This window comes from Ignavibacteriota bacterium, assembly GCA_016707525.1.
In the GTDB taxonomy this organism is placed as follows: Bacteria; Bacteroidota; Ignavibacteria; order UBA10030; family UBA6906; genus JAGDMK01.
Window position 1 is genome coordinate 310,255 of record JADJHP010000008.1, and the last position, 12,314, is coordinate 322,568.

At 63.0% G+C, this 12,314-nt stretch carries 10 protein-coding genes; all 10 read right to left on the minus strand.

Features of this window, described 5'->3' with window-relative positions; all coding sequences use genetic code 11:
* The 10 genes from murG to mraZ all read right to left on the minus strand — a co-directional run bounded on the left by murG (position 1) and on the right by mraZ (position 11,732).
* The gene (murG, locus tag IPI01_14385; protein MBK7258956.1) at positions 1 to 1,098 is read right to left on the minus strand and encodes an undecaprenyldiphospho-muramoylpentapeptide beta-N-acetylglucosaminyltransferase; all 1,098 of its coding nucleotides are present in this window, start codon (positions 1,096 to 1,098) and stop codon (positions 1 to 3) included.
* Positions 1,099 to 1,101: 3 nt separating this feature from the next.
* Positions 1,102 to 2,268 carry a cell division protein FtsW gene (locus IPI01_14390; GenBank protein MBK7258957.1) on the minus strand — a complete coding sequence of 389 codons (1,167 nt, stop codon included), beginning with the start codon at positions 2,266 to 2,268 and terminating at the stop codon, positions 1,102 to 1,104.
* Positions 2,265 to 3,635 carry a UDP-N-acetylmuramoyl-L-alanine--D-glutamate ligase gene (gene murD / locus IPI01_14395; GenBank protein ID MBK7258958.1) on the minus strand — a complete coding sequence of 457 codons (1,371 nt, stop codon included), beginning with the start codon at positions 3,633 to 3,635 and terminating at the stop codon, positions 2,265 to 2,267. Before murD ends, IPI01_14390 begins: the two co-directional genes overlap by 4 nt.
* 4 nt (positions 3,636 to 3,639) lie before the next feature.
* Positions 3,640 to 4,764 (minus strand): phospho-N-acetylmuramoyl-pentapeptide-transferase, encoded by a 1,125-nt coding sequence (locus tag IPI01_14400; GenBank protein ID MBK7258959.1) that lies wholly within the window; start codon positions 4,762 to 4,764, stop codon positions 3,640 to 3,642.
* Between the two features lie 2 nt (positions 4,765 to 4,766).
* The gene (locus IPI01_14405) at positions 4,767 to 6,188 is read right to left on the minus strand and encodes a UDP-N-acetylmuramoyl-tripeptide--D-alanyl-D-alanine ligase (GenBank protein MBK7258960.1); all 1,422 of its coding nucleotides are present in this window, start codon (positions 6,186 to 6,188) and stop codon (positions 4,767 to 4,769) included.
* Positions 6,185 to 7,627, minus strand: a complete 1,443-nt coding sequence (locus tag IPI01_14410) for a UDP-N-acetylmuramoyl-L-alanyl-D-glutamate--2,6-diaminopimelate ligase (GenBank protein ID MBK7258961.1) — start codon at positions 7,625 to 7,627, stop codon at positions 6,185 to 6,187. Before IPI01_14410 ends, IPI01_14405 begins: the two co-directional genes overlap by 4 nt.
* 73 nt (positions 7,628 to 7,700) lie before the next feature.
* Positions 7,701 to 9,860 carry a PASTA domain-containing protein gene (locus IPI01_14415; protein ID MBK7258962.1) on the minus strand — a complete coding sequence of 720 codons (2,160 nt, stop codon included), beginning with the start codon at positions 9,858 to 9,860 and terminating at the stop codon, positions 7,701 to 7,703.
* Entirely contained in the window at positions 9,857 to 10,312 is a 456-nt protein-coding gene (locus IPI01_14420) for a hypothetical protein (GenBank protein MBK7258963.1), read from the minus strand. Before IPI01_14420 ends, IPI01_14415 begins: the two co-directional genes overlap by 4 nt.
* Before the next feature lie 22 nt (positions 10,313 to 10,334).
* The gene (gene rsmH, locus IPI01_14425) at positions 10,335 to 11,225 is read right to left on the minus strand and encodes a 16S rRNA (cytosine(1402)-N(4))-methyltransferase RsmH (GenBank protein MBK7258964.1); all 891 of its coding nucleotides are present in this window, start codon (positions 11,223 to 11,225) and stop codon (positions 10,335 to 10,337) included.
* Between the two features lie 60 nt (positions 11,226 to 11,285).
* A complete protein-coding gene (gene mraZ, locus IPI01_14430; GenBank protein ID MBK7258965.1) occupies positions 11,286 to 11,732 on the minus strand; it encodes a division/cell wall cluster transcriptional repressor MraZ in 447 nt (148 codons plus the stop codon).
* Positions 11,733 to 12,314: the final 582 nt, after the last annotated feature.

A 12,314-nucleotide genomic window follows, 5' to 3' on the forward strand; every position in this document is an offset into this window, starting at 1 on the left:
TTATCGTCTAAGGCCCAGGACCGCCCGGGCGATCGTCATACTTGCATCGGGTTTTGCGATGCTCTTCGCGGCCGCGCCCATGCGGGTGCGCCGTGCTGCATCGTTCAACAATTCCATCACCAGGGGGCGCAACGCCGTCCGTGCGGTCGCGTCCGTGCACAGCACCGCTGCACCCGCTTCCACCATCGCGCGCGCATTCTCCGTCTGATGATCGCCCGCCGCCGTCGGCAGCGGCACCAGCACCGATGGCACGCCCGCGCAGGCGATCTCGGCCAGCGTGCTTGCACCCGCCCGCGACACCATCAGGTCCGCCACCGCAAATGCATCCTCCATCCGCTCGAGATACGGAAGGATCACGCCTGCCGGCGCCGCCGGCAGGGACTTCATTGCGGCCTTGATATGCTCTGCATCTCTCGCTCCCGTCAGCCAGAGCACCTGCACACCCGCTTCCGCCAGCGCCGGCATCACCTCCAGCACCGCGGCGTTCATCGATGCCGCTCCCTGGCTCCCGCCGGTCACGAGCAACGTCTGCTTCGCCGGATCCAATCCGAGCCTCGCCGCGGCATCCGCCCGCGGCACCGAGCCGATCGTCGTGCGCACCGGGTTCCCGCTCATCAGGATGTTGTCCTGCCGCTTCAGGAATCTCTTCGTGCGCTCGAACATCACATGCACCTGGAGCACGCGCGTGGCCAGGAGCCTGGTCGTCACGCCCGGATAGCTGTTCTGCTCCTGCAACACCGTTGGTATGCCGAGCAGCGTCGCCACATACACCGGCGGCCCGCTCACGTAACCACCCGTCCCGATCACCACATCCGGTTTGAACCGGCGGATGTGCATGAACGACTGCACGAGCGAGGTGACGACCTTCACCGGCACCAGTGCCGTGGCGAACGAGAACGAGCGCCGCACGCCGCTGATCCAGATCAGTGCGAGGTCATAGCCACGCTCCGGCACGACCCGCTCTTCGATCCTTCCCTTTGTTCCAATGAACAGGACCGCCGCATCCTTGTCGATCGACCGCACCGCATCCGCGATCGCGATCGCGGGATACAAATGTCCGCCGGTCCCGCCGCCGGCCAGCATGATGCGTGCTGCCATCGGTCAATACACCTGTCCTACCGCGGGCCCCTGCTGCGGGGCCTGCGCACGTACGCCACCATCGGCGGCCAGACGCGGATGCATGTCCGTTTGCGCCGATATATTCAGTAATATGCCCACCGCGATGCATGAGACGATCATGGACGAACCACCGTAGCTGATGAACGGCAGCGGCAATCCCGTCGTCGGCAGCAATGCCAGCGTCACGCCGGCGTTCATGATGGCATAGAGCGTGATCGTGAACGTGATCCCGAGCGCAAGGAGCCGGCCAAACTCGTCGCGCGCCGCTTTCGCGATCGCGAGTCCGCGCAGGAAGAAGATCACGAACATCAGCAGCACCAGGACCGTGCCGATGAGGCCGTACTCTTCGCCGATGATGGGGAACACGAAATCCCCGAACGGCTCCGGCAGGAACAGGTCGCGTTGCTTGCTGCCACCGGGCCCGAGGCCGAAAATCCCGCCATTGGCGAACCCGAGGATGCCCTGATACACCTGATGGTTCATATTCATGTTACCGGACAGCACGCTCGCGATGTAGTCCGTCACGCGCTTCGCACGGTACGGGGCACTGATCATGTACCCGGCCAGCAACGGGATCCCGGCGCCGAGCGTCAGGCCGATATGCTTGCCGCGCACACCGCCCACATACAGCATGAGCATGCTCACCATGAAGAGCATCGAACCCGTGCTGAATGCCGGCTGCAGGAACACCAGTCCGGTGATCAGCATGACCCAGAACATCAGCGGGTAGAATCCCTCTTTCAGGTCCTGGACCTTTTCCTTCTTTTTCGTGATCAGCGCCGCCAGATGGATGATCAGCGCGAGACGCGCGAATTCCGAAGGCTGGATGCCGAAGATCCACCGCGAGGCCCCTTTCACCACCGATGCACCGAGCGTGATGACGAGCAATCCGGCGATGCCGATGAGGAGGTACTTCGAGACCTTCTTCAGTATCCGGTAGTCGATCTGCATCGTCACGAACAGGAAGAAGAACCCGACCAGCACCTTGAGCGCGTGGTTGCCGAGCATCCGTCCGCTGGCCCCGACATGCTGCTGGGCCCAGCTCGAACTGGCGCTGTACACCACGCCGACACTGAAGACCATCAGGATCAGCACCACGACGAGCGTGGCGATGTCGATGTGGTTCTTCTGTGTCTTGCTGATCATCATGCGGCACCTCCGGAGAGGGCATGGACGATCTCTTTGAAGACCTCCCCGCGGTGCTCATAGTTGTCGAACCAGTCGAACGATGCGCAGGCCGGCGACAGCAGCACAACATCGCCCTTCACCGCCCGGGCCCGCGCTTTCTGTACCGCATCGGGCATGGTGGCGGCTCGCTCCACCGGCACGATGGACGAGAATGCCGCCACGACCTTCTCCGCGGATTCGCCGATGGCGATCACCGCGCGGCAGTGCTTCTTCACGAGATCGTTCAAACGGCTGTAGTCATTCCCTTTGTCGCGCCCGCCGATCAACACCACCAGCGGTGCTTCATAGCTCTGCAGGGCATACCATACCGAGTCGACGTTCGTCGCTTTGGAGTCGTTCACATACGCCACGCCGTCCAGCACCCGCACGTGTTCCAGGCGGTGCTCCACGCCCTTGAAATTCTTCATCGTCGCACGGAGCGATCCGGCATTGATGCCCGCTGCCTGCGCCGCCAGCGTCGCCGCCATCGCATTGTACAGGTTGTGCGTGCCGCGGATGCTGATCTCCTGCACCGGGATGACCGCGGTCTGCGTGCCATGGATCATCGTCGTCATCACCCCGTCCGCCAGCCATGCGCCGCTGCTGAGCGTCGCATGCGCGCTGAACGGGAGAAGCGTCACACCGGCGGGCGCGTACTGTTTCACGGCCGTGCTGGTGATCTCGTCGTCGGCATTATAAATGAGCATATCATCCGCACCCTGCCGCGCGAACACCCGGCATTTGGAGCGGATGTAGAGGTCCATCGAATGTTCGTACCGATCCAGATGGTCCGGTGTGATGTTGAGCAGCACGGACACCGTCGGATGGAAGGAGTCCACGTGGTCCAATTGGAAACTGCTCACTTCGAGCACCGCCGTATGGTCCGGGGTCATTGCCGTCACGATGTCCGAAAATGCCGTGCCGATATTGCCGCCGACCACTGCCGGCCGGCGCGCGTCCTCGAACATCCGGCCCGCCAGGGTGGTGGTCGTGGTCTTGCCGTTCGTCCCGGTGATCGCAATGATCGGACCGGGAGAGAACCACGACGCTGCTTCGAGTTCGCTGACGACCGCGATCCCGTGGGCGAGCGCATCGCGTACAGGGGGTGCCGACGACGGCACTCCCGGACTCAGGACCAGGACGTCCGTTTCCAGGAGGCGCGCGGTGTGCCCGCCGAATTCGCACGGGATCTGCAACTTCTTCAATTCTTCTTCCGCCGCGGGGCGTGCAGCGGATTCGCTCACGAAGACGCGCGCGCCGGCGCTGGCGAGCAGGCGTGCCACTGCGAGCCCGCTGCGTGCCGCACCGATCACACTGTACCGCTTCGTCTGTACGTCTTCGCGCTTCATGTCCCTATCGTACCTTGAACGTCGCCAGGCTCAGGATCATCAGAAGGATGGCGACAATGTAGAACCGTGTCACGATCTTTGGCTCGGGCCAGCCGAGCAGCTCAAAATGATGATGCAGCGGCGCCATCTTGAACACGCGCCGCCCTTCGCCGTATTTCCGTTTGGTATACTTGAAATAGCCGCGCTGGATGATCACCGAGAGCGTCTCCGCGAGGAAGATGCCGCCCAGCGTGGGGAGCAGCAGTTCCTTCTTGATCAGGACACACAACGCACCGATCGCGCCGCCCAGCGCCAGCGAGCCCGTGTCGCCCATGAACACCTGCGCCGGATAGGCGTTGAACCAGAGAAAGCCGAGCGCCGCACCCGCCATCGCCGCGCAGAACACGACCAGCTCGCCGTTGCCGCGGAGGAACGGGATCGTGAGATACTCCGCGAGCACCGCATTCCCGGAGATGTAGCTCATCACGCCCAGCGTCAGCGCCACGATCGCCACCGTACCGATGGCAAGTCCGTCCAGGCCGTCCGTCAGGTTCACGCCGTTCGATTCGGCCGTGATGATGAACACGACCATCGGGATGTACAGGATGCCGACGTTCAGTTCAAGGTTCTTGAAGAACGGCACCGTGGTGGACGTGTTCAGCGGCACGAGGGTCGGGTCGATCCAGTGCGGGAAGAAGTAGATCACGCCTCCCACCACCAGCCCCACGAATACCTGCCCGACGATCTTGTACCGACCGATGAGCCCCTTGGGCTTCTTCTTCACCACTTTCAGATAGTCATCCAGGAACCCGACCGCACCCAGCGTCACCGTCACGAAGATGATGAGCACCACATACATGTTCGTGAGGTTCCCCCAGAGCAGCGTCGGGATCAGGATCGCCGCCAGCACGATCAGTCCGCCCATCGTCGGCGTTCCCGCCTTCGCAAGGTGGTTCTTCGGTGCTTCCACCTTGGCAGCTTCGCCGATCTGATGCTTCCGCAGCGCCCGGATGATCTTCGGCCCGAGCCAGAACGCGATGAGGAGCGCGGTGATCGCGGCCGCGGCCGAGCGAAAGCTCAGATAGCGCACCATCCCGAATCCCGGCGGGTGATAGACCCGCTCCATCCATTCCAGGAGCATATACAGCATGGTTACGCGTTCACCTCGTTCCTGCGGCGCTCTGCTGCAGCGCCTCGTTCTTGTAAGAAGATGACGACATCCTCCATCCGCATCCCGCGCGATCCCTTCACCAGCACCACATCGCCCGGGGTGAGCAGTTCGAGGAGATACTCTGCGAGGATGTTCTTCTGATCGTACGGTACCGCCGCGGGGATCGACGCCGCACGGGCGATGAGCCCTCCGAGCCGGCCAAACGTCAGCAGATGATCGATCTTCATCGCCGCCACCGCCTGCCCGATCCTCTCATGCTCGGCCTCTGCCGCAGCACCCAGTTCCAGCATGTCCGCCAGCACGGCGATGCGTTTGCCGCTCGACGGATACGCGGCCAGCGTCCGCAGTGCCGCCATCATGGAGTCAGGGTTGGCGTTGTACGTATCATTCAGGATCGCCGCGCCGTTGGCATGGACGACCTCCATGCGCTTGCTGCTCGCGGTGAACTGTGTCAGCGCTTCCACGATCCGCTGCACGGGCACACGCAGTGCGAGTCCGACCGCCGCCGCCGCGAGTGCATTCGCCGCGGCATGTTCGCCGGGCACGCCCAGGCGCACATCCACAGGTTTCGTGATGCCTTTTCCCGCGAGCGTGAACCGCACCCCGCCTTCGGGTGTCAGTGTTATACGCGACGCACGGACATCTGCCGTGCGCGATCGCGTCCCATACCGCACGCACTTCTTGCGACCGCGGGCGGCACCCGCCAGCAATGTGTCGTCCGTGTTCACGAACGCGACCGGCTCTTTTCCGCCGGATACTTTTGCCCAGAGCGATGTCTCTTCCGCGGCCACGCCTTCCACGGTCCCGAAGAACTCCAGATGCTCGCGGCCGACGTTGGTGATGAGGACGTGCGTCGGTTGCAGCACATCACGGAGCATCGCCACTTCGCCGGGATGATTCGTTCCCACTTCCACCACCGCAACATCATGTTCTTTCGTGAGCCGGAAGATCGTCTGCGGGACACCGATATGATTGTTGTTGTTCCCCTCGGTGCAGAGGACGTTCTTCGTCGTCCCCAGCACGCGCGCGATCATGTCCTTGGTCGTGGTCTTGCCGTTGCTGCCGCCCACGGCGACCACGGGGCCGGTGAATTTCTGACGGTACACGGCCGCAAGCTGCCGGAGCGCCACGTAGGTATCCTCCACGACGAGCGCGACGGCGTCGTGCGGGACATCCGCTGCGCCCTGTGCATCCACGACCACGCCTGCCGCGCCGCGTGCAAGCACGTCGGCGATGAACCGGTGGCCATCGAACGTGTCACCCCGCAACGCCACGTAGAGCTGTCCGGGTGCCACCGTCCGCGAATCCGTCGACACGCCCACTGCACTCCACCGCTCGTGCCCTTGCGGGACGTGCAGTGCGCGGTGCGGTACAGACCGCAGGTCGGTGCGTGTCAGCTTCATTTCATGTTCCTGATGAACATCTCTACTTCTTCACGGTCATCGAGATGCGTCTTCTCCGTCCCGATCACCTGATAATCCTCATGCCCTTTGCCGGCGATCAGCACCACGTCGCCCGGTTCCGCAAGCAGCAGCCCCTTGATGATGGCCCTCCGGCGGTCGGCTTCCATGTACACCGCGCTCCCCGGCAGCACGCCCGCCTGGATCGCGTTCAGGATCAACTGCGGGTCCTCCTGGCGCGGGTTGTCCGACGTCAGGATCGTGATCGTACTGAGCGACGATGCGATCCGGCCCATCTTGGGCCGCTTGTCCTTGTCGCGGTTCCCTCCGCAGCCGAACACGGTGATGATGCGCTGCTGGCCTTTCGGGGGGAGCAGTGCGCGGATCGCCGTGAGCGTATTTTCCAGAGCATCCGGCGTGTGCGCGTAGTCGATGATGGCCGTCCACCCGGTGGGCGACGCGATCTGTTCGAACCGTCCGCGTACCGCGTTCAGCGAACCGATGCCCTCTGCCGCCATTGCCGGCGCGATGCCGAGTTCGCACAGCGTCGTATAGGCCGCGAGGAGGTTCGCAACATTGAACCGTCCTGTCAGCGGCGTGGTGACAGGCACCTGCTGCCCGCCCCGCACGATCGAGAACGTCATCCCGCGCACGGTCATCTGCACATCGGCGGCGGTCACATCCGCGGCTTCCTGCATACCGTAGGTCACGCGACGTGCCTTCGTCTCCGCTGCCAGCGTCGCCGATGCGGGATCGTCCGCGTTCATCACCGCCACCGCGTCGGGCGGCAGCATGGTGAAGAGCATCTTCTTCGCATCGCGGTACGCTTCCATCGAACCATGATAGTCCAGATGGTCCTGCGTGAGATTCGTGAAGACGCCGGCCGCGAACCTGATCCCGTGCACACGCCGCATCGTGAGTGCGTGCGATGACACTTCCATGACCGCGTACGTGCAACCGCGTTCCACCATCGTCGCGAGCATCTTCTGCAGGTCCGCCGACTCCGGTGTCGTGTGCGTCGCCGGTACCACCTCGCTGCCGAGGTCGTAGGCGATCGTGCCGATCATGCCCACCGTTTCGCCGGCCGCCTCGAGCGCCGCTTTCAGCAGGTGCGTCGTGGTGGTCTTGCCGTTGGTGCCGGTCACCCCGATCACGCGGAGTTTCTGCGACGGCTGGCCGTGAAAGTTCGCCGCCATCTGTGCGAGCGCAACACGCGCATCCTCCACCACCAGCTTCACGACCCGGGTATGCATGAACATCGCATCGGGCATCGCGGTGTCGTCCTGCATCACCACCACGTTCGCGCCATTGGCGATCGCATCGCTGATGAACCTCGTCCCGTTGGTCGCCGTCCCGGGTATCGCAACGAACAGATCGTTCTGCTTCACCATCCGTGAATCGTACCGGATGGCGGACACATGGATCTCCTGCGTCTGCGCCATGGCGCCGAAGTTGGTACTGAACAACTTCGCCACCCGTACACCATCAAGGAGTTTGGTGAGGACCATACTTCCTTTATGAAGGCTGTGTGCCGCCCTGACGCGCCTCGCACCGGATCGTCACGCTTGCACCGCGACGCAGGCGCTCCCCGGGGGCAGGGGTCTGCCCGACCACGGAGCCGGAACCTATGATCACGACATCGAGTTGTTGCACGGCCAGACTGTTCATGGCCCTGCGGATCGTCAATCCGCGCACATCCGGTACCAGGGCAAAGCCGCCGGTGGCCGGCGTGCTGCCCACCACGGTCGTCAATGTCACCGTTGCTCCGCGCCCGACGGTGCTCCCCGGCGCGGGCGACTGCCCGATCACGATGGGGCCATCGTCTTCGATATCCGCGTCGAGCCCGCCTGCCTCCAGCGTCGCTTCCGCGTCGTCGGTCTTCATGTTCCGCACATCGGGCACGATCACGCCCGTAGCACTCGCCATCACGGTTGGCGCGATCTCCCGGAACTTGCCGGCGATCGAGAAGATCTTTTCGGCGATGCCTTTGAAGATCGGAGCGCTTGCGAGTCCGCCGAAGTACGACCCGCCGCGCGGATTGTCCAGCATCACCAGACACACGATCCGCGGATGGTCCGCCGGGAAGAACCCGACGAACGATGCCGTATAGTCGCCCTGCTTGTAGCGCCCGTTCACCACTTTGCGGGCGGTGCCGGTCTTGCCCGCGATGCGCAATCCTTCCACTTTCGCCTGCGTCGCCGTCCCCTTCTGTACCACCCCTTCAAACATGCCGGTGAGCAGGGTGGCCGTTTCCTCGGACATCACACGCCGCACGACCGATGGTTGCACGATGGTATTCATCTCGCCGTTCTCATCCGGGACCTTCCGCACCACGAAGGGCTTCATCAGGACGCCCTTGTTGGCGAGGGCTGCATACGCCATCACCAATTGCAGCGGCGTCACCCCGACGCCATACCCGTAGGCCATCGTCGGGAGCGTTGCACCGGACCAATCGACCGGCCTTGGCAGCGCGCCGGGGGTTTCGCCCGGGAGTTCGATGCCGCTCAGGGTCCCGAACCCGAAGCGCCGCGCCGTCTCGAACATCGTCTGTGCGCCGATCCGCGGCGAGAGCTTGGCCATCACGACATTGCTGGACTGCTCCACGGCCTGGCGGAACGTCACGGTGCCGAGCGGATGCGTGTCGGTCACCGGGATCGTTCGTCCGGCACCGGTCGGGGCGTTGTACCGTCCCTTCTCTCCGTTGAAGAGTTCCTCCGGCTTCACGACACCCTTCTCGAGGGCGGCGGTGGCCGTAACGATCTTGAAGACGGAGCCCGGTTCGAACATGTCGGTGATCGATCGGTTGCGCAGCGTCGCCTGATCGAGTGTCGCCGTATTGTTCGGGTCCACACGCGGCACATGCGCCAGCGCAAGGATCTCGCCGGTGGACGGGTCCACCATCACCACGAGCCCGGCCTCGGCCCGCATCTTCGCCACGCCCCTGGCGAGTTCTTCTTCCGCCACCTGCTGATACTCGGCGTCGATCGTCAGTTCGAGATTGAGCCCGTCCTTCGGATCGATGCGCGGATACTCGGCCGAAGCGCGCGTGCGGTTGAGTGCGTCGCGCTGCATCATGACGCTGCCTGGCTCGCCCCGGAGCCACCGGTCGTACTGCATCTCGAGTCCGCTGAGCCCCGTGTGCTCCACACCGGTCACACCCAGGAGCTGTCCGGCGACATGCTCGTAATGATAGATGCGCCGTGGTTCGTTCATCACGATCAGCCCGCGCAGTTCGGCGACCGGCACCTTCGCTGCACGCGAGGGCTCGACATTGCGTTCGAGGACGACGAACCGCTTCTGCGGATCGCGCATCAGGTCGAGATACACCTGCTTCGGCCGCTTGAACACCCGCGCAAGGGCGATCGCGATATCATCCCGTTCACTTCCGGCGACCTTCGGGTCGGCGCAGAACGACACGGACGTGGCGTTCGAGACCAACACCTTGGCGTTGCGGTCCATGATGGCTCCGCGTGCCGCGGGAAGCACGATGGGTGCTTCGTATTGCTTCCGGGCGATCTCCTGGAACTCCGACGCCCGGACCACCTGGATCTGTATCAGGCGCAGGGCAAGTATGACAAAGAGCAGGAGCAGACCGATCTTGATGCCGAGCGTCCGCCGGCGGTGCCGCTCGAGCGGCGCAACGGCCTGTGCCGGCCCGGCAGGCTGGCCGATCACTGCTGGAACTCCCCACGCACTTCCTCGGCGCGGTCTTTCAGATCCGACGGTACTTCGAACACCTGTGGTTGCTCGCGGGGGTATTGCATCCCGAGCTTCTCGACGGCGATGCGTCCGACACGTTCGAGCGACGACTTCTTGTTCACTTCGGCCTGCAGCGCAGCATTGAGATCCAGCTGCCGCTGCCTCTTGCGCCGCAGTCCGTTGCACTCACCCGTCAGCTCATCCACCGCGATCGTGTTATTGATATAGAGGACGACCAGGATACCGAGGGCGAAGAGGCCGACGATGAAATTGAACGTCGACATCCGCTTGCGCACGCCGTGTTTGTTCTGGCGCACCGCGTAGCCGGACACATTGCCGGTGCCCGTGCCGCTGCTGCTCCCCCCCGCGGAGCCGGCGCCCTGCTGCCCACCGCCGTACACGTAGCGGTTCTCCCGTGTCGGTTCCATCGGCGGCGGCGGTGCATTCCGCTTATGTGATGCCTTGCGTTCCCACATATCGTCGTTCGGCGGCACGCATCTTTGCGCTGCGTGCCCTCGGATTGTCGCTGATCTCCTGCTCTGTCGGTACGACCGGTTTACGGGTGATGAGGCGGAACTCCGGTTCGGGTTCCTCTCCCGGCATCACCGGCACATCACGGTCGAACGGAACCGTGGACACCGCACGGAAGAATTCCTTCACGATACGGTCTTCGAGAGAATGGTACGAGATCACCACGATCCGGCCACCCGGTGCGAGCAGGTCGCGGGCATCTGCGAGGACAGCCTTGAGGCTGTCGAGTTCCCCATTCACTTCGATGCGCAGCGCCTGGAAGACGCGCGCAAGTGACTTGTTCAAAAATCGGTCCGGCGTGAACGCCGCCACCACATCGCGGAGCTCGCCGGTGGTATGCACCGGGCGGTGGCCCACGATCGACCGTGCGATGCGGCGCGCATTCTGTTCCTCGCCGTACTGATAGATGACATCGGCGAGCTTGCGCTCATCGTACGTGTTCACGATATCCCATGCGCTGAGCGGCTGACGCCGGTCCATGCGCATATCCAAACGCTCATCGCCGCGGAACGTGAACCCGCGTTCCACAGCATCGATCTGATGCGACGAGATGCCCAGATCCAGGAGTATCCCGCTGGCGCCGGTCCACCCCGCTTCCTGCATCGCTGCGCGGAGGAACCGGAAGTTGGTCCGGACGAACGTCGTGCGGTCCGCGAATCCCGCAAGCCGGGACCGGGCAGAGGCAAGTGCTTCGTCGTCCGCATCGAGACAGAGCAGGCGGCCGGGGCCCTGGAGGCGCGAGCAGATCTCCCACGCGTGCCCTCCTCCGCCGACCGTTCCGTCGACAAATGATCCCCCGGTATCGGCCATCAGCAGGTCAACTGCTTCCCGGCACAGGGCCGGGGTGTGATAGGCCGTTCCGTTCACTCGCTATGTTTTTTGCAGAACGGTTTGTGCGACGGACTCGTAGCTCTGGGCCTGAGTCTTCAGGTACTGTTCGTACATCTGCGGGTTCCAGATCTCGATGTGTTCGAGCACGCCGATGATCAGGACCTCGTTCTCTATCCCTGCGAACTGAAGGAGTTCTTTCGGAATGGAAATGCGGAACTGGCCGTCGAGCTGCGACTCGGTCGCACGCTCGAGCAGCACACGCATGAAGAAACGGTGTTGCGCATTCGTCGGCGACAACTGACGGATGCTCTCCTCGAGTTTGTTCCACTCATCGAGCGGATACACGAACAGGCATTGCTCGAAGCCCCGCGTGATGACGAATGTATCATTCGCCTCGCTCGAGACGTACTTGCGCAGCCGGGCGGGAATGTTGACACGCCCTTTGCTGTCGGCAGAGTATGCGTACGATCCTTTGAAGGACGACACCTGATGCTCCGTTCGGAGTGGAACAGTTGGAGAATGGGATAGTGGTGCGGGCGCGACTCGTCACCCGCGAGAGGGAAGCTACGGTTCCCAACGATTACCCACTTTTACCCACGCTAGGAACCTAAGATACGGAATTGAGGTTGAAAGTCAAGTTATACTTGCGCCATACGCGCTGTTTTGGGGGATTCTGCGGGTGGGTGGTTTCGCCATAACGGATGCAAAAAGGTCGGATTCCCCACTTTGATTATCCATTACCCATGACCCATGGATAATGGATAATGAGTGGCGCTGGACCCTGCTTGCGGGGATGGGGATTCGATGATGCCGAGGCCAGCTTCTGTAGGGGCGCAGCATGCCCGCCCCTACACGACATTTCCCTGGATTGGGATCCTGACCGATGCGCACGAGCCATCGTAAAAACGGTGCCTTGCTGGGAATACATGATGGAGCGTCCTTGATTGTGTCAGAATTTGGTATACATTCAGTACATTAGAACTGCACGACAAGGAGGCCGGACAATGACCGTGATAAAATCCATCTCAAGTCTCAGGAACCGTACCCGCGAGATCGCACGCATCTGCC

Excerpts from the sequence above, each read along its gene's own strand:
- IPI01_14405 (MBK7258960.1), bottom strand. The coding sequence starts at position 6,188 with ATGAAGCTGACACGCACCGACCTGCGGTCTGTACCGCACCGCGCACTG.
- IPI01_14420 (MBK7258963.1), bottom strand. The coding sequence starts at position 10,312 with ATGGAACCGACACGGGAGAACCGCTACGTGTACGGCGGTGGGCAGCAG.
- IPI01_14410 (MBK7258961.1), bottom strand. The coding sequence starts at position 7,627 with ATGGCGCAGACGCAGGAGATCCATGTGTCCGCCATCCGGTACGATTCA.
- IPI01_14400 (MBK7258959.1), bottom strand. The coding sequence starts at position 4,764 with ATGCTGTATATGCTCCTGGAATGGATGGAGCGGGTCTATCACCCGCCG.
- IPI01_14390 (MBK7258957.1), bottom strand. The coding sequence starts at position 2,268 with ATGATGATCAGCAAGACACAGAAGAACCACATCGACATCGCCACGCTC.
- rsmH (MBK7258964.1), bottom strand. The coding sequence starts at position 11,225 with ATGGCCGATACCGGGGGATCATTTGTCGACGGAACGGTCGGCGGAGGA.
- murG (MBK7258956.1), bottom strand. The coding sequence starts at position 1,098 with ATGGCAGCACGCATCATGCTGGCCGGCGGCGGGACCGGCGGACATTTG.
- murD (MBK7258958.1), bottom strand. The coding sequence starts at position 3,635 with ATGAAGCGCGAAGACGTACAGACGAAGCGGTACAGTGTGATCGGTGCG.